We start from the raw sequence: 23,674 nt of genomic DNA, 5'->3' as shown, positions 1-23,674 counted from the left end.
TTGTAGGGTTAAAATATTAAATCATGCAATTTCCCTATCAATTAACTGCAAAAGGAAACTATTCCCTTAAAAATGTCCGCCTGGAAACAGGTTTTGAATACGAAAATGAAGAGGTTATCGGAACAAAAACAGACCTTTTCAGTATCGAAATTGAAAATGGAAAAATTAAATCAGTAAAGGCTAATGATCCTGTATCCAATGCTATTGATGCCAAAGGGTATCTGATGCTTCCTGCTTTCAGGGATATGCACATTCATCTGGATAAAACTTGGTATGGTCTTCCCTGGCAGGCACTTTCTTCTAAAAGAAAAACGGTAAAGGATATGATCGCTTATGAACAGGAGATCATTCCTGAGCTATTAAAAACTTCAGTGGAAAGAGCTGAACAGCTTATCAGTCTGCAACAGCATTATGGAACCCATTTTGCAAGAACTCATTTCAATATTGATCCTACCTCAGGTTTAAAATCATTGGAACATTTAGAACAAGCGCTTCAAAATAAAAAAGATTCCTTTAAAGCAGAGTTGGTTGCATTTCCACAACATGGGGTGTATTATACAGAAACAGCTCCTTTAATGAAGGAAGCCGCAAAATTAAAAAGTGTAGCTTTTATTGGTGGAGTAGATCCGTTTAGCCTTGATGGAAGTATTGAAAAAGTAATGGATTTTACCGTGCAGCTGGCACTGGATCATAATAAAGGAATTGATATTCACCTGCATGAAGTAGGAGAGTCCGGAATGAAGACGATCAACTATCTGATTGATAAAACGATTGAAAATCCTGCACTTCAAGGGAAAACATTTGTAAGTCATGCATTTGCATTGGCTCATCTTTCCCCAAAAGAGGCAGAGGAAATTTCAGAAAAACTGGCAGCCGGAAAAGTAGGAATCGCTTCATCAGTACCCTTTAAAAAGACCATCATGCCAATCCCAACGTTGAAAAAATATGGTGTAAATGTTTTGATCGGAAATGATAATGTACAGGATTTCTGGAGTACTTTCGGATCCGGAAGTATGTTACAGAAAGCCAATCTGATCGCAGAACTCTATGGTTATGCTACTGAATTTGCCTTGTCAAGAGCATTACAGTTTGCAACTCAAAGCATTGTTCCTTTGGATGACAAAGGCAATCAGCAGTGGCCTAAAGCGGGGGATGAGGCCGCAATTGTTTTAGCAGACGCCTCATGTTCTGCAGAAGCTGTTTCCAGAATGTCTAAAATAGAAGCCCTGATGCACAACGGGAACCTATTCTGGAGAAGTTAAATTTTACGTAGTATATATTTTTTATACACTTGTTTTTTGTGAATCAGCCACCGGGTTTTTCCGGTGGTTGTTTTTTTTATTGATATAAAAGTGAAAAGTTCTTTAGCTAAAATTTAAAATCAGAAGGTCAACAGGCTACTCAAATCATCATTTTTATGTTGACAAAAGACAGGTTGATCTTTTACATGTTAAAATGTCTTAATATTGAAAACTGCTATAATCCGTTATTTTGGATAATCATGCTAAAAAAAGCCTTCGGAAAACACTTCCGAAGGCTTTTTATGAATAAAATCTAATTACTATATTATTTTATAAATTGTAGTTGGTCCATCCAGCGTACCAAGTATCATTAATGTCTGCCACAGCACCTTTGTAAGCTACTTTTTGGAACCAGTTACTTACTTTAGTATTGGTGAATTTAGCTCCGGTCAATAGTGGAGATCCTGAAGCAGGAGCAAAGTTCGGAGTAGTTCCGCCAGGAGCCCATGCGTTAGTAAGTTTTATATCAGCTGTAGAACCTAAGATTGAGTTTCCACCATTATTAAACCAAGTGGTAAGAAGTTCTATTGAATACGTTGTAGGAGTAGAAGGTCCGAATTTCAGAGGAGTAGTATTTCCTGCTAAAACATTGTTTTCAAAGAATAATCTATTTCCTGTAATATTAAGATCTGTTGCAGTTCCTTTAGTAGCATCAATAAACAGACCTACAGGATATCCTGTGAATACAGAGTTGAATACAGAGATAGAAGAGTTTCTTCTGATTTGTAATGCATTTTGGAATAAAGCATTGATTTGACCAGGGGCAGCAGAGTTGATTGGCCCAATAATGGTCATGTTAGAGAATGTAGCTGAGGTTTGAGGTGCAGTAACAGAACCATTAGCATCATTATCAGATTCAAATGCGTTAGATCCTGAAACGTCCGCAACCTGAGAATCTCTTACAGCAATACCGAACTGAACATTCCCTGAATAACCATTATCAGTATCGAAATCATCATCAAGACCTTTGTAGGCAATAAGGTGAGAACAGTTTACCGTTCCTCCGAACCACTCGAAGCTGTCATCATTAGCGTAAGCAACCTCAACATAGTCTACAAGAGTTCCGTTACCTACTCCTCCGAATGTGATCCCGTTGATCTCTTTATCCGGTAAGAAAGCATATCCTGCATATTCTACTCTTACATATTGTAATACACCACTGTTATCAGCTGGGTTATTTCCTCCATAAAGTCCAAGACCATCAGCGTCATTGATACCTCCTTCCATTTCTCCAACACCGTTTTGTCCTTTAAAAGTAGCATTGGTAGGTGCATTTCCTAAGATAACAAGACCTGCCCAGTCACCTCTTTTTGGACTAGGTTTTTCTGAAGTAAAGATAATGGGATTGGTAGCAGTTCCTTTAGCCATGATTTTACTTCCTCTCGTAATGATTAAAGCTCCATTTTTATCAGCTTCACCTACGATTTTTGTACCAGGCTCAATAGTTAATGTTGCTCCTTTGGTTACATATACTAATCCTCTCAGCTTATAGATTTTATTAGCTTTAAGGGTAAGATCAGATGTGATTTTTCCTGAAAGAATTAGGTTTTCAGTATCCCCTCCGTTTCCGTTACCTCCATTTTGAACGATGGTCGGTCCATCTTCTTCTATATTTCTACATGCAGTAGTTGACACTAAAGCACCAAGCATTAAAGAATATAAAACGAACTTTTTCATATTGTAAGAATTAAATTATTTTTATTAGATTATTTTGAATGAATTATTAAAAGCTGTACCCTAATGTTAAACTGAAGTTGGTACCTGTTAATCGATCTATGGCAAGAGCATCAGTAGTATCATACTTTTTGTTATTGTTCAGATCATGATAGAATTTTGCACGACGGTTCAGGATATCAGAAACGTTTAGCTTGATTTCTCCTTTTTTATTCCATATTTTCTTAGCAATCTGGAAATCTAAAAGTGGTCTTGGAGCTTCCCAGATTGGTGGAACCTGATCATTTCCTACGTAAAGGATTCTTCTTCCGATCATATTGAATAGTACAGTAGAAGACCATCCTGACTTCTCAGCATCATACTGAAGACTTAAGTTGATGGTGTATGGAGACTGCCCCTGCATGGGTCTGTCAATTCTGGTAGCCTCATCGGTTACTTTATTTTTAATATAAGCGAAGTTACCACCCAATGTGAAGTCTTTAAGAGTGCTTACGAAATCCAGTTTTTTTCTGAATTCCAATTCAACTCCATATGCATCAGCCTTATCTACATTCAGATAATTGAACGTGTTACTTGTTCCTACCCCCGATTGGTTGAAGTACAATTCGATCGGTTTTTTGAAGTTTTTATAGAAAGCAGCTACGGAAAGGATCTCACCGTTTCTTGGATAGAATTCCCAACGAAGGTCTGCATTGGTGATTTTAGTTCTTTCGATATCTTTACTACCAATTACGGTAGCTCCCAAATCAAAATCATAATATGCCAAAGGAGAAACTTCTCGGAACTCAGGTCTTACCACAGTCTGAGAACCGGCAAGACGTATATTCATTTTAGGATTTACTTTGAAAGTCAGGTTAAGTGCCGGTAAGAAGTCTGTAACTCGTGTATTTACAAATCGGTCATCGCTTCTTTTTGTACTCCCTACCAACTGATCAAAGTTTTCAACTCTTAATCCCCAAATAGCTCTTAGCCATGGTGTAAAGTTGTTGTCAAACTGTAAATATCCTGCATTAAGGATTGTGTTGGCAATATATCGGTATTGGTTTCCGGCAATTTCATCAAATGTAAATCTACCGTCAGTTCCGAAGTTTTCAGGATTAAAAATCGTCTCAAAAGGTTGGGAAAGTAATCCCTGGTTGTATTTTTCAAGTCTTACAGAGAAAGGTCTTGAGTTGTATATCCTGTCTTTTACCTTGAATAAATATCCACCCTTGATAGTTTGTTTCTCTCCGAATAAAGTAAATGATTTAGAAATATCACCTCCTGCATTGTATAGATAATCGCTCAATGTAGAATAGAAAACACTTCCTGATTTCTGGGAAAGACCATTCGAGATTAACGCAAGATAAGGACTTCCCTGCATATTCGTATATTGGTTGTACTGCAAACGCTGTAACAATGGAATATACTGATCCAGGATCCCGAAGCTTCCGTACCAGTTTACGGTAAATCCGCCAAGAGCATCTATTTTGTGCGTTCCGGAAAGGGTTGAATTATAGAAAATAGTTTCTTTAAATCCTATTTCTCTTGCCTGAATATTGGTTCCATTGATAGGATCGAATTCAAAATCCTTTCCTGATCTGAAAGACATGTGGTTCACCGTATTGTTGGTGATGATGTTCTTCAGGGAGATTTTATTGTTGCTGTTAAACTTCAGGGCTAGATTCAACATCCCACCAAGAATAACATCGTTGGTATATTTTTCAGTATAATAATCGAAGTTTGTATTGGCTATTTCGTCGTTGATGGTAAAGAAACGGTTGTTGGTTACGGTTCTTCTTTTGTTGTTACTGTAGTTTAAAACTGCAATAACCCCCAAATCTTTTCCGAAAACCTTTGTATTGAAACCTCCGTCTAACTGTAAGCTTACATTTTCAGGATATCCTACCGTATTGTATCCTAAATTTTTAGTAAACCCTTTACCAATATCTGTTTTTTGACCTTCATTCAGAATACTGAAAGCATTCTTTGCAGGCATATTAGTAGGTAATTTTCTATAACCGTCATCAATTCCTAGAAAGTCCCATTTTCCTCCTTTCTGCATAAAGAACTCATGGTTCATGGTAATGTTGTTACCTCCTACACCCACTTGTACATTGAAGAAATCTTTATTGGGAATATCTTTAGTGTTTACCTGAATCAGACCACCTCCCCATTCACCCGTATATTCAGGAATAAAGGTTTTGTTGATGACAAGCGTTTCGATAACATTGGCAGGGAAAAGGTCAAAAGAGAATGTCTTTCTGTCCGGCTCCGTACTGGATAACTGAATACCATTTAACATGGCTTGGTTATAACGGTCAGATAATCCTCTTACTACAATATATTTTCCGTCAAATAAACTCACCCCGGACACTCTTTTCAGAACTTCACCAGTGTTTCTGTCCGGACTTCTTTTAATTGCTTCAATACCGATAACCTGAGAAACTACACCCGCATTTTTCTGTAATCCGATGGTAGAAGCTATGGTTTCTTTTCTTGCATTAGATTTAATGACAACTCCCTCAATCTCTTTCTCTTTAGCAGTTGGTTTTTCCAAAACAATATCAAGATGAGTATTGCCGTCATTTTTTACAATAACTTCACTGATCTCCTTTCTGTTGTACCCGTTAGAGCTTACTGTTATTATATAGTTAGTACCAGGGGATAAGTTGATAGAATAGTATCCGGAAAGGTCTGTAACTACTTCCTGGTCATTTACCTTTACTTTTACACCTTCTATAGGAGTGTTGTCTTTCTCATCCAGTACCCTACCTTCAAGAATTTGGCTTTGTGCAAAAGCATAACCAGCAGAAAACAAGGCAAGCAGCATAATGCTCTTGTGGAGTTGTTTTTTCATTTTACTTCTTTTACTTCTTTTTCAAGGGCAAAATAAGGGCTAAGTTTTTAAGAAAAGTTTAGGAGAATTTTAATTAATTGTGAAGTTTGTATTAATGAATTATAGTTCTTTTAACTTATTGATCTTTGTTTTTTTTAGGGTTTTATTTTGTTTGTTTTTTAAAAAATGTTTCGTATATTTGATTTTAATGTATTCATTTATTCTTTTTATTGTTGATTTTTTAATTCAAATGACAAGATTTGCTTTTTAATAATTAGTTAACATTGGGAGAATAGATGAAATCAATGAAAATAGTTACTTTTGTGGGAATTCTTAAACTAGAAGATGAGCAAAAAAATTCTTTTAATAGACGACGAACTGGACATTTTAGAGATTCTATCTTACAACCTTGAAAAGGAAGGATATGAAATCTATACTGCTACCAATGGTAATGAGGGAATAGAAAAAGCTAAGGAAATAATTCCTGATCTTATTCTACTGGACGTAATGATGCCAGAAAAAGATGGTATTGAAACTTGTCAGGAACTTCGTAAAGTGAAAGAACTCCAAAAGACACTTATTGTTTTCCTTTCTGCAAGAAGCGAAGAGTTTTCTCAGTTAGCAGGCTTCCAGGCAGGAGCTAATGATTATGTTGTAAAACTGATCAAACCAAAAATTTTGATTTCTAAAGTAAATGCTTTATTGAAATTAACTTCTCAGGTTTCTGACAATGCCAAGCTGATCGAAATTGGTGATCTCATAATTGATAAAGATAACTTCAGAGTTTCCAAAAGCGGACAGCAGTTTCTTCTTCCTAAAAAGGAATTTGATTTACTTTACCTTTTGGCTTCTAACACTGAAAAAGTTTTCAAAAGAGAAGAAATTCTTGAAAAAGTTTGGGGTAATGATGTGATTGTAGGAGAAAGAACTATTGATGTTCACATCAGAAGATTGAGAGAAAAATTGGGTATTAATACCATTCAGACTTTAAAAGGAATTGGATATAAACTAATTGTTTAATCCTTTAAAAACCTTACCTTTACGTTCAATCCTTAAAACTTTGTAAAATTGAAATTTTACAGACTTACACTTGTTGCCTCCTGTCTACTGACATTGGTAATGCTTTTCTTAGTGGTCGTTTTCGACTCACTTAAAGATATCTATTATGAGACCCCTTTATTTAAGACGGGTCTTTTAATCTGTATTGTCCTTATCTTTATCATCAACTTTGTAGTATTGGAGCTTCTATTCAATTATTACGGAAGAAAGCAGGTAAAAGGACTTTCCGGAATACTTCCGCAGGAAATGGTAAATGAGAATGATGAGAATATCACCATCAAAGAATTGGGAGAACGATTTTCAGACCTTAATCAGCAGAGAGCCACAGAAATTGATATGATGAAGGAAATGGAGAGCTACCGTAAAGAATATATCGGTAATGTTTCCCATGAACTTAAAACTCCGTTATTTTCCATCCAGGGCTATGTAGAAACTTTAAGAGATGGGGGAGTAGATAATCTGACTATTCGTGATAAATACTTGGAAAGGATTGATAAATCTGTAGAAAGGCTTATTGCGATTGTTACCGATCTTGATATGATTAACAGGCTTGAGGCTGGAGAAATTAACCTTACTGTTTCTAAATTTGATGTCAATCTTTTGATCAAGGAGATTTTTGACCTGCTTGAATTTGAAGCTGAAAAACATAATACCACATTACAGATACAGACTTTGCATCCGCAGATTTTCGTAGAAGCTGATAAACAAAAGATTTCCCAGGTCTTTATTAACCTTATTTCCAATGCTATTCATTATGCTAACAGACAGGAGGCAAAAGTGATTGTTAAAACCAGTGTTTTAAAAAATAAAGTATTAATTGAGGTCATTGATAACGGAATGGGAATCAAGTCTGAAATTCTTCCAAGAATCTTCGAGCGTTTCTATCGTGTAGAAACCAGCAGAAGCAGAAGAGAGGGCGGTTCCGGATTAGGACTGGCCATCGTAAAGCATATCCTTGAGGCTCATAACGAAAACATTACCGTAGAAAGTGTTTATCTTGAAGGAACGAAGTTCAGTTTTATGCTAGAAAAAAGTAAATAATTCCGGCAAAATGTAAGAAAAAAAAATATTTTAAAAAATCCTGAAATATTTTTTTGTCACCTGTCATTTATTATATATTTGCACCAGAGATTTATCATAATTATAAAGGCAAAAAAGTAATTTAAGAAACTGATATGGTTTACAAAGTCCGCGTAATATTAGATGCGAAAGAGGATATTTTCCGTGATATTGAAGTTAAGGGAAAACAAACATTATGGAATTTACATTTAGGAATTAAGAGTGCGTTCAATCTGCAAGGAGAAGAACTTTCTGCTTTTAATTTGTTAGAGAGTGATGGAACAATCGTAAAAAGTGTCCCACTCGAAGATATGAGTGATGATGGTGATGGTGAAATTATGTCAGATGTATATATTGATGAAGCTTTTGAAAATATAGGAGATAAAGCGCAGTTTCAATATGGACTTCTTGATCTTTGGGAGTTTTATTGTGAACTTGTAGAAATCATTGACGAGAAAAAAGGAGTTACCTATCCTATTACTGTTTTCAGATTTGGAAATGTTCCTTTGAAAGCGCCTAGCAAAAGCGGAAACGCTGGAGGATCTAAAAAGAAATCAGCAATGCCTCTTATGGAGGATGATTTTAGCTTTGAAGATGATTTTGGAGCTGGAGGAAACTTCTCAGATGAAGATGACAGTTTCGATGATGATGAAGATGATGACTATAACGATGACATCTTTGATGAAGAGGATGATAACGATGACGAAAGATAAGATGTAGATATAAAATAAAGCCCGGATTTTTTAGTCCGGGCTTTATTTATGGAAACAAAAGAAGCTTATACTCTTTTATTTTTCAAAAGTTATGGATCAGATAGAAGATTCAAGCTTCAATATGACTATAAGAATTAATAAGCTTGATTTCCATCTTCGCTTTCAAAAATATAACAGAATATATTTAAAAACCTTACTTCAAATTTTACCCGTTCATATAAAGCTTTATATTTTCCAACCTTTATGGCTCTCTTTGGATAAAAGAAAAAATTCCCATAAAGCAAATGCTTTTCTAATGTGTATTATTTCAAAATAGCTTTTGTAATTTTAGTTTTTAGCTCCTTTCCCTGAAAAACAATCCTTACTTTTGTTAAAAATAGATTAATGAAGAAATTAATTTTATTAGCCGTAATTGGTCTGGGAATTGTTTCCTGTACCACTCAAAAAAATACTGGGAAGATGACAGAACTGCCAAAAGAATGGAAACATACTACTAATATCTACGAAGTAAATATCAGACAATATACTCAGGAAGGAACTTTTAAAGCGTTTGCAAAAGAGATGCCCCGACTAAAAGCAATGGGAGTACGAACACTCTGGTTTATGCCGATTACCCCAATTGCACAACAAAATAAAAAAGGAAGCATGGGGAGTCCTTATGCTGCGTCAGATTATACTTCCATTAATCCTGAATTTGGGACAATGGAGGATTTTAAAGCGATGGTGAATGAAGCGCACAGACTTGGATTTAAAGTTATTATTGACTGGGTAGCCAATCATACAGGTTGGGATCATGTCTGGACCAAAACCCATCCTGAATTTTATCTGAAAGATCCGGACGGGAAATTCCATATCGCTTCCGGAATGGATGATATTATTGAACTGGATTACAAAAATCAGGAAATGCGTCAGGCAATGATTGATGCCATGAAGTTTTGGGTAGCAGAAACGGATATTGACGGCTTCAGATGTGACTTAGCTTCATGGGTAGAAGTTGATTTCTGGCAGCAGGCACGCCCGGAAGTTGAAAAGGTAAAACCACTTTTCTGGTTAGGAGAATTTGATGAGCTGGAAAGTCCAGAATACGGAAAAGTTTTCGATGCAAGTTATTCCTGGAAATGGATGCATAAATCTGCAGATTATTATAAAAAGAATGAACCGCTTCAGGAGCTGAAGGACCTATTGGTACAATATTCCAACATTGGAGACAACTCAATGAGAGCCTGGTTCACAGCGAATCATGATGAGAATTCTTGGAACGGCACAGAATATGAAAAATATGCAGTCATTACAAAACCAATGGCGGTATTCTCAGCCACATGGAATGGCGTTCCATTGCTGTACTCAGGTCAGGAGCTTCCTAATATGAAGAGACTTGAATTTTTCGAGAAAGATCCTATTAAGTGGACAAAAACTTATCAGCTTGCCGATTTCTATAAAACATTATTGAATTTAAAAGCTTTCAACCCTGCTTTAAGAGGTGGTGATCCAAATGTGACAACTTATTTACTGAATACTACGGCGAATGACAAGATCTTAGCTTATGTAAGGAAAAATGGAAAAGATGAAGTGCTGGTTGTTTTAAACATGTCAAAAGAACCTGTGAACTTTACGATTGAAGACGGAAATATTTCAGGAACATTCAGAAATGTGTTTGAAAAAACAAAAAGAGACTTCGATGAAGGTAAAGACTTTAATTTCAAAGTTTCAGATTACGCCGTATTCGAAAAATAAAATCTTAACCACCAGTTTTTAAACGGTATTCCATTCCCCTCTTCTGAAGGAATGTCAAAATCTGTGATTTTGGCAGGGTGGTCTTACCTATCCACAGTACAACTATTTGAGCATTACAATGAACAAACAGGAAATAATAAATATCATTAAGGCTAAAATAACAGATAAGATCCAGTATTTTGAAAATCTAATTGAAGAAACTCGTGCTTCCAATAATGACACCAAAAGTTCAATGGGTGACAAGTATGAAACCGGCAGAGAAATGCTTCAGCAGGAAATCAATAACCTTCAGAGACAGCTTAATGAAGTATTGAACCAACAAGCTGTTTTGCAAAAGATCACTTCAGATCCTTCTGAGAAAGTGCAGAATGGTGCTTTGGTGAAAACCAATAAGGGATTATTCTATGTTTCAGCTTCCATGGGAGAAATTCTTTGTGAAAAACAGAAAATCATGACTGTTTCTACAGAATCTCCTTTAGTAAAAGCAATGTTTGGCAAGAAAATGGGAGAGACATTTACCATCAACAATATCAATCAGAATATTGAGTATATCTGGTAAATCAATCTTTAATACTATGAAATTTAAAAATTTACTTCTCTTTGCCTTTTTATTAGGCAGTTGGTTGATCAATGCGCAGGTTCGTGCTACTGTTTCAGGGAAAACTTATGATCTTGAAACGGTAAAACTTACCGTAGATGGTTTTGTAATAACCCTTAATGCAGACGGATCCATTTCCGATTTCAATGCCCCTGATCTGAACGGGAAGATTGAATATTATGAGGATAATGTTTTTGATAAGATTAAATACGGGAAACTTAAAAGCATTGGAGGAGTCAAAATAGATTATTGGGATGATTCTTTCACCCATAGAGAAAAAGCAGGTAAGCTAAAAAGTATCGGAAATATTGCTGTAGATTATTGGGATGACACTGCTTTTAACAGAGAAAAAGCAGGGAAAGTAAAGAAGATAGGAAATATTACTATAGATTACTGGGGGGATGATATCATGGATAACAGCAGGCTTGGAAAATTGAAAACAATAGGTGATATCTCCATAGATTACGGAACAAAAGATATTATCGATCAAAGTAAATTCAAGAAATTGGTAAAATTTGGTCCCGTGGAACTGGATTATTCAAACGATAAATTTATTGACAAAAACAGATATGGGCAGCTGAAGTCGATCAATGGAAACAGTGAAAAAATTAGTGTTACCGTATTATAATAGTATCAAAAAGAAATAATTATTTTTAATATCCATACATAGCAGATATACAATTGTTTAATAGAAAACGGGTATACCTCTTATCAAAAGCATTCATATAATGGGTGCTTTTTTTCATGCTTTTTTACTAAATTTGGGGCATAAAATTCCTTTCAAAATGCAAAACTACCTGGATCTTTTACAGCATATTTTAGACAACGGAACTGATAAAACCGATAGAACCGGTACCGGCACAAGAAGTGTTTTCGGGTATCAGTTAAGATATGATCTGTCAAAAGGTTTTCCATTGGTAACTACTAAAAAAGTGCATTTGAAATCCATTATCTATGAATTGCTTTGGTTCCTGAAAGGAGAGACTAATATTAAATACCTTAAAGATAACGGAGTAAGTATCTGGGATGAATGGGCCGATGAAAATGGTGATTTGGGACCTGTTTATGGGGCACAATGGAGAAGTTGGAATGGAGCGGACGGAAAAGTAGTAGATCAGATTACAGAAGTCATTGATCAGATCAAAAAGAATCCAGATTCCAGAAGGCTAATCGTTTCCGCATGGAATGTCGCTGAAATTCCTAATATGGCATTGGCACCTTGTCACGCATTATTCCAGTTTTATGTAGCTGATGGAAAATTATCATTGCAGTTGTATCAGAGAAGTGCAGATGTCTTCCTGGGGGTTCCTTTCAATATTGCCAGTTACGCATTGTTATTGATGATGGTAGCACAGGTTTGTGACCTTGAAGTAGGGGATTATGTTCATAGTTTTGGAGATGTTCACATCTATAATAACCATTTTGAACAAGTAAACAGACAGCTTTCAAGAGAAACAAGACCTCTTCCTACAATGAAACTGAATCCTGAAGTGAAAAATATCTTTGATTTCAATTTTGAAGATTTTACTTTAGAAAATTATGATCCACATCCGGGAATTAAGGCTCCTGTAGCTATTTAATATAGTTTCAACTGTTTATTATCTTTTGTAATTGACGGATTTCTGCTATTTTTGAAGTTTGTGAGAGTTTATTTCACCACAAATTTTGAAAAAATAATATGGAAAAAAAATTAAACAATACGTATCTGATATTTCTGAATATCCTGATCGTTGTTTACAATCTTTATATAGCACTGTGTGTTTTTACAGAAAAGGTTATTGTAACAGATGACTTAAAAGAAGCATATAGCGCCAGATATATCTCGGAATCTTATTTCAGTTATATATATTCCTATTTGGACTCCTCCAATATGGCGGCAAGACCGGTATCCGGATGGGTGACGGGGACTTTAGTTTTTCTTTCAAAGTATGACGCGTCTATTTATCTTTTAGGAATACTTTTTTTTCCCCTCTCATTGATCGCTGTTTATTGGGTTATGCAAAAAATTCTGTCAAAAGAATTAGCGAGTTTAATCACTTTACTGTACTCCTGTTCCTTAATAGGTACAAGTATTCAGTTTTCTCCCATCATGCTGAATTCAAACCTGGCAACAATATTTTTTAGCCTAAGTATTTATTATGTCTATATTCGTAAAAATATTCTGCTCAGTTCTCTGTTTTTTATACTGTCTATATTAAGTTATGAAATTTTCCTGCCGCTTATTCTTCTTAATCTTTATTTAATTAAAGACAATAAAAAAAGACTGGTATTCCTATTGTTAACACTTGGATCAATTCTTCTTTTCAGAAAAGTAATTCAGCCGGGAATATTTGCGAACTCTTATCAAAGGGATGAAGTAGGGAATATCTTTCAATTGAAGAGGGTGATACACATCACTATTTTAGCATCGAAGCTGTTTCTCAAAGATATTTTTGTGGGGATTTATAAAGGAGTAATGAATCTTAAAAGCCTTCATGTTATAGAAATACTATTAGCCTTGCTCATGTCTTCCATTATTTATAAAGTTTTCTCTGGCTATGATTTTAAAAGCAAATTAAAAGATAGTAAAAATACAGGATTGATTTCTTTGGTTTCAATTGTACTGGCTCTAAGTGTTTTCTATGTTTCTGCCTATATTCCTACTCTTTTTGGATTTGATAACCGAAACCTCGGAGCGATAAGATTTTTTTATACACTTTTGGTCATTTCAGGAATCATTTATCTAGGTTGTAAATTGAGGTTTGGAAATAAAATGATCAGTTCCCTTTTTGCAGCAATTGCCTTTTTTCTGCTTACCACTAACCTGAGTGTGAAAAATGCCTGGATCTATGCCAGCCAGTTTAATCATATCATGTTTAATGAACTGAGTAAAACATTGAAAGCTGAAAATATTGAAAGTGGAGTGGTGTGTTTAAGATATGATATGTTCAATGAATTAAAAACTAATCCACATTTTATCCTGAGAGAACCTATTTTTTATAACAATTGGGAATCCCGTATGCTGTCTGAAATGAATGGTATTAATACTAAAAAAGTACAGGTTTACAATGTCGACAGACAGACAGAATGTGAGATGGTATTTTTATATAAAAACGGGAAAATAATCAGAGAGAAATAAATGAGGAAGTTATTTTGCTTATAAAATGACTGATAACTCATTTTTAATTGTTGTTGGTAATAATTATTCTCTTCATTTGAAGGCCTGCGAACATAGTCTAGGAGTGAAATGGAGAATCTATTTACAATTTATAGTATTTTCCAGCGCAGGAGAAGGACTATTTTAGAATGACTGAACATTCAATTTAGGCTCATAATCGCTTCCAGCCTCCTTAATACTACTTTTTCCATAAAAATCTCTTTAAAAAGGACTTACAGGCCTATTGTTTCTAAAATAAGTTTTAAATTTGAAAGAACTTGGTTTCAACCCCTTAACAAAAGGAATAATTATACATCCAATCACAAGATCATGAAGTATTTAAAAATAAATATTGAAGAAAATGCCGATCCTGAAGTACTGAAAAATATTGTGCTTCAGTTAAAAGGTGTTGCTTCAGCAGAAATTGTTGACGACGAAAATCCGGAAAGTGAATTGAAAAAAGCTTTTGCCAAAACAAAAGAACAATTGAAAACAGGAGACTATGAGACATTAGTCAATGATATTTTCGACATCATAATAAAAAAATAAACTCTAAAATTATAAAGTAGACAGATGAGAAAGGCCATTTTATCGATTGCAATACTTGGAATTTTGTTTTCCGCTAATGTATCAGCCCAAACCGAAACTTCAGGAAGAGAAAAAGTGTACAGGGCTACCCATACCAAGGTGACAGAACTGAAACATACAAAGCTAAAGGTAAACTTCGACTATCAGAAAGAACAGATGAATGGGGAAGAATGGCTGACTGCCGCACCTTATTTTTATGCGACCAATGAGCTGATCCTCGATGCAAAAGCAATGTTGATTCATGAAGTAGCTCTTGATAATAATGGAAAAAAATCTCCTTTAAAATACGAATATAAAGATGATATTCTGAAAATAACACTGGATAAAACCTATCAGAGAAATCAGGATTATACAGTTTATCTCAAATATACCTCACGTCCGAACGAAGTGAAACAACAGGGAAGCGTAGCTATTAATGATGCAAAAGGTCTTTATTTCATTAATGCTCAAGGCACAGATCCTGAACTTCCTACACAAATATGGACACAAGGAGAAACTGAAGCGTCTTCTGCGTGGTTTCCAACCATTGATAAACCTAATCAAAAGACAACACAGGAAATCTATATGACGGTTCCTGATAAATATGTGACCCTTTCGAATGGGATACTGAAAGATTCTCAAAAAGAATCCAACGGACTTAGAACCGATCACTGGGTAATGGATAAGAGGCACTCAACTTACCTTTTCTTCATGGGAGTGGGAGAGTATGCTATTGTAAAAGACAAATGGAAAAACATTCCGGTTGATTATTATATCGAGAAAGAATATGAACCTTACGCAAAACAGATTTATGGGAATACCCCGGAAATGATTGATTTTTTCTCTAAAAGAATGAATTATGATTATCCGTGGGCGAAATATGCACAGATTTCCGGTAGAAATTATGTGAGTGGTGCTATGGAAAATACAACGGCAACGCTTCACGGTAGTGATATTCTTCAAAAACCGGGACAGCTTATTGATGAGAATACATGGGAAGATACCATTGCTCACGAATTGTTTCACCACTGGTTTGGAGATCTGGTTACAGCAGAAAGCTGGAGCAATCTTACTGTGAATGAATCTTTCGCTAATTATTCCGAATATCTTTGGAATGAACATAAATATGGAAAAGACCAAGCCGATTATCACTTGATGACTGATGTGAACAGATACATTCATAATCCGTCAGATTTTAATAAAAACCTGGTAAGATTCAATTATGCATCACGTGAAGATGTATTTGACCTGGTAACCTATCAGAAAGGAGGCGGAATTCTGAATATGCTAAGAAACTATTTGGGAGATGATGCTTTTTTTGCTGGAATGAATGATTATCTGAAGACTAATGAATATCAGAATGCAGAAGCTCATCAGTTGAGACTTTCCTTTGAAAAAGTTTCCGGGAAAGACTTGAATTGGTTCTTTAATCAATGGTATTTCGGAAGCGGAAATCCAAAGATCAACTATTCATTTACATTTGAACCTGTAAAAAAACAAGTTGCTGTGACGATTAATCAAACCCAGGACCAGATGTTTGAATTTCCTTTGGCTATTGATGTTTATGATAGCGGCAAGCCGAAGAGATATAATGTTTGGGTAAACGCTGATGCAAAGAATACATTCAATTTTGATGTTTCCAAAGCTCCGGATCTGGTAAATATTAATGCTGATGGTGTTTTATTGGCAGATATTACTGATAAGAAAACTCCTGAGCAGAATCTTTTACAGTTTACAAATTCCAAAGAGTTTAAAAACAGATATAATGCTTTAGCGGGAATAAAAGATCAGACAGGAAAAAGTCCTGCTGTAACAAAATTATTGGCAGCAGCATTGAAAGACCCGTTCTTCAGAGTGAGAATTCAGGCTTTGGAATTAGTTGATCTTAGCAATCCTGAACAAATGAAAGCCCTGGGAGCTGAGGTTGAAAAATTAGCATCCAATGATCCTAAAACATTAACGCAGGCTGCAGCAATTGCTGCTTTGGCAAAAACAAAAGATAAAAAATATCTTCCGCTCTTTGAAAAAGGAATGGGTGCCGTTTCTAATGCTATAAAAAGAAGTTCGTTAGGGGCTATTATTGCTAATGATCCTTCAAAAGCTAATTCATTAGCTGATAAAATAGATCTGGATGGTGCTTCGGATGATTTGCAGGCACAATTACTTCCAATTATTGTAAAAAATAAAGTAATTTCTCAAATGCCAAAAATTGCTCCATTGGCCGCGTTTTATCCATTTATCAAATTTCAGAATCCAGAATTGGGTAAATCAGCAGAAGAAGGATACAATTGGATTATGTCATCTGATAACCTAAAAGCAACTGAAAGCGTAACCAAAATTTTAGGATATGCAAAAAATCAGATAGGAGATAATCCGCAGGCTAAAATGATGGTGGTGCAAATGCTGAAGGATGGTTTAAGTAAAAAAATGGAATTACTGAAACAAAATCCACAAAACGCAGCAAGTATCAATAAACAGATTGATATTATCAACAAAACCATTGAAAATTATAAGTAATATATAAATAAGATCTAGAGCCGGCTATTATGCCGGCTCTCTTTTTATAGAAGGCTCTGAAAAGTATTGCTTACAACATTGAAAGGATTTTACACCTAAAAGAAAAAGATGAAAAAGTGATTTTGTAAAATTTAGCTGCATCTTATTTATTTTTAATAATATTACAAAAATCAGTTATTTTCAGTACTGTTTTTTGCGTTATCTTTCATAAATTCGTTTAAAATTTAAAAAATTATGAGTTTTGGAATTGAGGCGGCGAGCTATCATGTGCCTTCTTTATATTTGGAAATTAAAGAATTAGCTGAAAAAAGAGGCATAGAACCGGCAAAACTGGAGAAGGGGTTGGGGCTTCATAAAATGGGATTGCCTGATGTACATGAAGATGCTGCTACTTTTGCTGCGGAAGCATTGTTAAGATTGATTAAAGATTATTATATCAATCCTAAAGAGATTTCAAGAATTTATCTAGGGACGGAAAGTGCTGTGGATGCGGCAAAGCCAACCGCTTCTTATGCAATGCAAATGGTTGAAAAGGTATTGGAAGCAGAATATGGTGGAAGAGTTTTTAGGAATTGTGATGTAGTAGACATGACTTTTGCCTGTGTTGGTGGAGTAGATGCTCTACATAATGCGTTAGATTTTGTAAGAGTTAATCCAGATAAAAAAGCGGTAGTAATTGCTAGTGACTATGCAAAATATGAATTGGCTTCCTCGGGAGAATATACTCAGGGAGGTGGAGCTGTTGCTCTATTAATTTCTGCAAAGCCTGATCTTCTTGAGATTGAAAATAACTGGGGAGTCGCTACAGAAAGTGTTTTTGATTTCTTCAAACCAAGAAGGCAATATATAAAAGAAGATTTGAATGGTGCGCCTGAGGTGTATCCTGATAAAATAGAAATCTTTACTGATGAACCAGTTTTTGATGGGCAATATTCCAATCAGTGCTATCAGGATAGAATAAAAGAAGCTTATCAACATTATAAAGAGATTGCAGGTAAGGAAAAACCTTATCAGGATTGGAAGTATATTATTTTCCATCTTCCATACGCTTTCCATGGAAAAAGAGTCTTTACAGAAATCTACAGCCTCGAAAATGGAATTTCCTACGAAACTCCGGACGAACAGAAAGCTGTTGCTAAATCGGAAAATTATATACAGTTGATTAATTCGGCTATTGAAAAGACTCAAAGGGCATCTTCAGAAATAGGGAATATGTATACAGCTTCTATTTTTATGGCATTTCTTTCTGGTCTACAGACTTCCTTTAACGAAAATGAAGAGCTATCCGGAAAAGAAATTGGATTCCTGGGATACGGCAGCGGTTCAAAATCAAAGGTATTTGCTGGTAAAGTATCTGCTAATTGGAAAGCTGTAGTAGAAAAATGGAATTTATTTGAAAATCTTAACCATAGAAAGGCTATTGATTTTGAAACCTATGAAAAACTTCATAGAAAGCAGCTAAGTCACTCTGTGAATCCGGACTATAAAGGATTTGGTCTTACTTCCATAGAAGCTGAAAATCCTGTTTTAATAGGGGCTAGATATTATAGCTATCAAAAATAGAGATATTATTGATTTTATTGAAAGCATTCCTAAAATTGGAATGCTTTGATTTTTTTATAGCTTTTTTAGGTATTTTTTTATTGATTTACTATGTAATTTGTTGTTTTTAACACAAATCAATCATTTGTGAATTTGAATTTTATTCATTTAAACATGTTATTTAATTAATATTTTTCATTTTAATTTAATTTTTAATTAATGCTGATTGAAAATTTAATTGTTGTTAATATTATGTTAAAGTTAAATTAAATGTACTTATTTTCATTAATTAATTGAAATTGGTTTTAATTTTTCGCTATTTAAATGTTTTTATTGTAAAATATTAATCTTTATCTATTTTTTAATAGAGTTTTATTATTTGAAACTTTCTTTCTTATTAACATATTTGTCTTCGGAATATCTTAAAATTTGTTAATATGAATGGAAAATTATCTGTGTTAAGTGCTGGGGTTCTATTTTTTATAGGACAGGGCATTATGGCGCAAAAGGTAAAAAAGGATACGATTTCCACAAAGGAAATTGATGAGGTCCTGGTAGTAGGATATGGTACTCAGAAGAAAAAAGAAATTACAGGAGCTGTAACTTCTATTAAAGCTGCTGATGTTGCCAATATAGCTGCTCCAAGTTTTGAACAACAGCTGGCTGGTAAAGCTGCCGGGGTTCAAATTACAAGTACTACAGGAGTGTTGGGAGAAGCTCCTAGGGTAAGGATTAGAGGAGTGGCATCCATAAATTCGGGAACATCACCTCTGTATATTGTCGATGGTATTCCGATTTTTTCAGGGGATATTGGAGGGCAAACCTCAACAAACGGATTGGGTGATATCAACCCAAATGATATTGAATCTTTCGAGGTTTTAAAAGATGGGGCAGCAACGGCAATCTACGGTTCAAGAGCAGCTAATGGTGTAATTCTGATAACTACTAAGAAAGGAAAAGGAGGACGATTAAGTCTGAATTTCAGTAACTATGCAGGGTATGCAATGCCGGTGGGTTTGTATAAATTACTTCAAACTCCAGAGTTTATAGCAATTTCAAATGAAAAAAGATCAAATGCGGGACTTTCTGCTATTGCTGTGGGAACAGAATATAATACAGATTGGCAAAAAGCGGTTTTGAGATCAGCTGCATTTCAGACAGATAATCTTTTGTCTGCCTCGGGTTCATTTGGTAAATCCAATTACTATACCTCTATAGGATATACAAAGCAAGAGGGAGTGGCAATACCTAACGAAATGAAAAGATTTTCTACCCGGGCAAATATAGATCATCAAGCTTTTGATTGGTTGAAGATCGGAACGAATCTCAGTTTTACAAAAACAGACTATGTGGGTTTAAATACTGGATCTTCTTCACTTTCCGGTAATATTTATAACGCAATTAAACAGTTGCCTAACACTCCGATTTATAACCCAAATCATCCAACAGGATACAATATCGATTTTCAAGATCCCCGGATAGTAGGAAGATGGCAGAACTTATTGCAAGCAGGAGATAATATTACCAATATTATGTATGTGCTTGATCATAATAAATTGCAATCCAGTGTAAATAGATTGATTGGGTCTGTATATGCAAATATAAGACTGTATCCTTTTTTAGATTATAGAATTCAGGTGAGTGCTGACCAGTCTCAAACCAAAGGGTTTTATTATTATAACCCAGTACATGGTGATGGGCAGGGAGGAAATGGTGAAATCAGAAATGATTTTTCAGATTATCTAAGAAATAATATCCAAAATATTTTGACATTTAATAAAACATTTGCAGAAAAGCATAATGTCACCTTAGTATTGGTAAACGAATATCAAAAGCAAAAACTACAAAGCTTTTATGGTGGTGGAAAAGATTTATCTAATACGTTTTTTAACAATGGAGTTATTTCAGGTTCTATTGGGACTCCACAATCAGGAGGAGGAATAACCGAACAAGGTATATTGTCATACGCAGCGAGGTTTAACTATAACTATAATGGTAAATATTTTTTACAGGCATCTGTTAGAAGGGATGGATTGTCTTCTTTGCCGTCGAAAAATAAATGGGGGAACTTTCCAGGAGTGTCTGCGGGTTGGACTGTTAGTAAAGAAAACTTTATGCAGCGTTTCAGTAATGTAATATCTGATCTTAAGCTAAGAGCTTCTTATGCCAAAGTTGGAAATACTGATATCGGTAATTATCCATATTTAGGGTTATTTAGTAATTTAAAATATGCAAATTATAATGGCTTGGCGTATTCGCAGATTGGGAATAATGAATTACGATGGGAGACAAGTAAAAAAATTGACTATGGAGTAGATTTAGCATTGTTTAAAAATAAATTGAGATTTACATTTGATTATTTTGAAAACAAGATTTCAGATATGATTTTGGATGCTCCTTTAGCACTGTCGCTTGGAGTGCCTAATAATAGCATTTCTAAAAATATTGGAGATATGCAGAATAAAGGGCTGGAATTTTCAGTAGACTACAATGTGATTAATGCACAAAATTTTGGATTAGATGTCAACGCGAATGTTACGTTTATGAAAAATAAGGTGTTGACTCTTGCAAATAATAATGCAGATATTTTCTCAAGTGCTAATAATATTATCCGGGTTGGTGAGTCTTTGAGATCTATTTATGGATTTGAGTACTGGGGAGTAAATGCAGCTAATGGGAATCCTGTATATTACAAAGCAGATGGGAGTTTGGTTCAAGGAGTTGTGGGGAAGGGGGTTTATGCAGTATTTGATCCTTCTAATCCTAATGATGTGTCGAAAGCGGCTAATTTAAGTGCATTAACAGATAGAAAGGTGTTGGGAAGCTCTTTGCCAAAGTATTTTGGAGGGTTTAGCTTTAAATTTAGATTCTATGATTTCGATTTGGGTACAACTGTTCGATTTAGTGGAGGTAATAAAATATTTAATGCTACCAGAAGAGATTTAATGACATTGAATTTTAACAATAATTCAACTGAGATTTTGGGAAGATGGCAGAGTCCTTCAAATCCAGGAGATGGTATGACTCCGAAATTATTTTTTGCAGATAATACCCTTAGTAATTCTACAAGTAATGCTTCGTCAAGATTTTTGGAAGATGCTAGTTTTATTAAGTTTGATGTGATTAGTTTAGGATATAATTTTCCAAAGGAGGCTCTTAAGGCTATTGGTGTGAGAGGTTTGAGGGTTTATTTTCAGGCTCAAAATGCTTTTATCATTACTAAATATAAAGGATTAGACCCAGAAATGGAGTCTGCTGGTGTAGATTTTAATGGTACACCTCGTCAGAGAGTATTTAGTATGGGGCTTAATGTTTCATTATAAATTAAGATAACAATGAAAAAAAATAATATAATAAAAAAAGGAGTGTCAATTTTATCGATATCGTTATTAATGACAATAATGAACTCTTGTTCAGATAGAGAAACCTTAGACTTGCAGCCGTACAATAATGTAGATGAGAATTTAGCTTTTTCAACAGCAGGGAATGTTGATCTTTCTATAATGGGAGTTTATAATGCTGCACAAAATGGAATTTATAAAACGAGTCCTGATGCTCTGAATACTCCTAGAGGGTATGTGTTTGGGGCGGCTTATGTAGAGCAGAATGATATGCGTGGAGAAGATATGGTGAATACGGCAACTTTTTACCAACTGACATATACGGCAACTTATGATGGTGGTTCACTTAATAATGTTCATTATTGGATGAATGCTTATGGATTGATTAATAAAGCGAATATCGCAATAGAGGGGCTGAAAAAGGCAGGAGGTAGTGGTGTGATTACAGGGGTAGTTCGTGATAATTATTTGGGCGAGATGTATTTTTTACGAGCGTTGGCTCATTTAGAGCTGTTAAAACATTTCTCCAGACCCTATAATTTTACGTCTGGTGCAACTCATCCGGGAATACCTTATCGAGTGACAGCAATTACTAGTCCTAGTACAATTGATGAAGCTCTTAAAGTAGGTAGAGGAACAGTAGCAGAAACATATTCAAAAATTCTTGCTGATTTAGATATGGCAGAAACCCTGACGGTAAGTAATAGTGCTAGAGTTGGCAATATCAAGATTACAAGAGCAACTAAAGAAGCTGCTATTGCATTGAAAGTTAGAGCTTACTTAAATATGAGAGATTGGTCAAAAGTCCTTACTGAGGGAGCGAAGTTAAATTCGGTTTATTCGCTTACTTCTTCTCCTAGTCAACCATTTACAAATAATTATAATAATTCAGAATCTATTTTTTCTATTGAAAATTCTGCTAATACAAATCCGGGGACTAATGCGGGGCTAGCATCTATATATAATAATAGATCATTAGTTTGTATTAGTCCTATCATCTGGAGAAATCCTAGGTGGTTAGCTGATGATAAAAGAAGAGAAGAAACGACAATGGTAAGAACTGCTTCTTCAGGAGTTAAATTTGTCAATAAGTATAAAGATGTTACTAATTTATCAGATGGATCTCCGATTATGAGGTATGCTGAGGTGCTTTTATCTATGTCGGAAGCTAATGCCAGACTGGGTAATGCAGCAACGGCAATTACTCAGTTGAATCAAGTGAGAAACAGGTCGTTGGCTAATCCTGCTACTCAGCAATATACAGCAGCTTCGTTTACTGATGCTACTTCTTTAGTAGATGCTATTATAACAGAAAGAAGAATTGAATTTTTAGGAGAAGGGATGAGATGGGGAGATATCCACAGGTTACTATATGATGATTTAGTACCTACTCCTGGTATTCCTGCTAAAATGGCAAATGCTATGCCTACTGGAGCGTCTTTTGCTTTAGGGACTCCATATACAGGACCATTGGGGGTTGCAATGATTCCTAAAACAGATTTCAGAATTTTATGGCCACTTCCAAATGATGAAGTGGTGAATAATCCCACTCTTGCGGCTCAACAAAATCCAGGTTGGTAAAAAAATGAATTCCAAGGCTGGTTTAAAAAAAACA

At 35.0% G+C, this 23,674-nt stretch carries 16 protein-coding genes; 14 read left to right on the top strand and 2 right to left on the bottom strand.

Annotated elements, in window-relative coordinates; translation table 11 throughout:
- Positions 1-23 precede the first annotated feature (23 nt).
- Entirely contained in the window at positions 24-1,262 is a 1,239-nt protein-coding gene (locus tag EL260_RS19730) for an amidohydrolase (protein ID WP_123857228.1), read from the top strand.
- Positions 1,263-1,571: 309 nt separating this feature from the next.
- Here EL260_RS19730 and EL260_RS19725 read toward each other — a convergent pair whose 3' ends face one another.
- Positions 1,572-2,978, bottom strand: a complete 1,407-nt coding sequence (locus EL260_RS19725; RefSeq protein ID WP_123857227.1) for a hypothetical protein — start codon at positions 2,976-2,978, stop codon at positions 1,572-1,574.
- A gap of 46 nt (positions 2,979-3,024) precedes the next feature.
- Positions 3,025-5,814: a TonB-dependent receptor domain-containing protein gene (locus EL260_RS19720; protein WP_123857226.1), complete on the bottom strand. Its 2,790-nt coding sequence runs from the start codon at positions 5,812-5,814 to the stop codon at positions 3,025-3,027.
- Positions 5,815-6,138: 324 nt separating this feature from the next.
- Between EL260_RS19720 and EL260_RS19715 the strand changes: the two genes are divergently transcribed.
- The 13 genes from EL260_RS19715 (at position 6,139) to EL260_RS19655 (ending at position 23,640) form a co-directional block, all read left to right on the top strand.
- Entirely contained in the window at positions 6,139-6,813 is a 675-nt protein-coding gene (locus EL260_RS19715; protein WP_123857225.1) for a response regulator, read from the top strand.
- 48 nt (positions 6,814-6,861) lie between these two features.
- Positions 6,862-7,893 carry a sensor histidine kinase gene (locus EL260_RS19710; protein WP_123857224.1) on the top strand — a complete coding sequence of 344 codons (1,032 nt, stop codon included), beginning with the start codon at positions 6,862-6,864 and terminating at the stop codon, positions 7,891-7,893.
- Positions 7,894-8,027: 134 nt separating this feature from the next.
- Positions 8,028-8,624, top strand: coding sequence for an IS1096 element passenger TnpR family protein (locus tag EL260_RS19705; protein ID WP_123857223.1), 597 nt, complete (start codon positions 8,028-8,030; stop codon positions 8,622-8,624).
- Between the two features lie 384 nt (positions 8,625-9,008).
- Positions 9,009-10,358, top strand: a complete 1,350-nt coding sequence (locus EL260_RS19700) for an alpha-amylase family glycosyl hydrolase (protein ID WP_123857222.1) — start codon at positions 9,009-9,011, stop codon at positions 10,356-10,358.
- A gap of 118 nt (positions 10,359-10,476) precedes the next feature.
- A complete protein-coding gene (locus EL260_RS19695) occupies positions 10,477-10,917 on the top strand; it encodes a hypothetical protein (protein ID WP_123857221.1) in 441 nt (146 codons plus the stop codon).
- A 16-nt stretch (positions 10,918-10,933) separates the two neighbouring features.
- A complete protein-coding gene (locus EL260_RS19690; protein WP_123857220.1) occupies positions 10,934-11,584 on the top strand; it encodes a hypothetical protein in 651 nt (216 codons plus the stop codon).
- Positions 11,585-11,741: 157 nt separating this feature from the next.
- The gene (locus tag EL260_RS19685; protein WP_123857219.1) at positions 11,742-12,536 is read left to right on the top strand and encodes a thymidylate synthase; all 795 of its coding nucleotides are present in this window, start codon (positions 11,742-11,744) and stop codon (positions 12,534-12,536) included.
- Positions 12,537-12,634: 98 nt separating this feature from the next.
- A complete protein-coding gene (locus EL260_RS19680) occupies positions 12,635-14,074 on the top strand; it encodes a hypothetical protein (protein ID WP_123857218.1) in 1,440 nt (479 codons plus the stop codon).
- 348 nt (positions 14,075-14,422) lie between these two features.
- Positions 14,423-14,641 carry a hypothetical protein gene (locus EL260_RS19675; protein ID WP_068944240.1) on the top strand — a complete coding sequence of 73 codons (219 nt, stop codon included), beginning with the start codon at positions 14,423-14,425 and terminating at the stop codon, positions 14,639-14,641.
- A gap of 24 nt (positions 14,642-14,665) precedes the next feature.
- Complete coding sequence (locus EL260_RS19670) at positions 14,666-17,176, top strand: M1 family metallopeptidase (RefSeq protein ID WP_123857217.1); 2,511 nt, start codon at positions 14,666-14,668, stop codon at positions 17,174-17,176.
- Between the two features lie 234 nt (positions 17,177-17,410).
- Complete coding sequence (locus EL260_RS19665) at positions 17,411-18,739, top strand: hydroxymethylglutaryl-CoA synthase family protein (protein WP_123857216.1); 1,329 nt, start codon at positions 17,411-17,413, stop codon at positions 18,737-18,739.
- 416 nt (positions 18,740-19,155) lie between these two features.
- Positions 19,156-22,041 (top strand): SusC/RagA family TonB-linked outer membrane protein, encoded by a 2,886-nt coding sequence (locus EL260_RS19660; protein ID WP_123857215.1) that lies wholly within the window; start codon positions 19,156-19,158, stop codon positions 22,039-22,041.
- Between the two features lie 78 nt (positions 22,042-22,119).
- Positions 22,120-23,640: a RagB/SusD family nutrient uptake outer membrane protein gene (locus EL260_RS19655; RefSeq protein WP_228445544.1), complete on the top strand. Its 1,521-nt coding sequence runs from the start codon at positions 22,120-22,122 to the stop codon at positions 23,638-23,640.
- Positions 23,641-23,674 lie beyond the last annotated feature (34 nt).

Origin of the sequence: Chryseobacterium nakagawai (assembly GCF_900637665.1) — a bacterium.
Taxonomy (GTDB): Bacteria; Bacteroidota; Bacteroidia; order Flavobacteriales; family Weeksellaceae; genus Chryseobacterium; species Chryseobacterium nakagawai.
The sequence above is the reverse complement of the archived record's forward strand: the minus strand, read 5'-3'. Positions and strand labels throughout refer to the sequence as shown.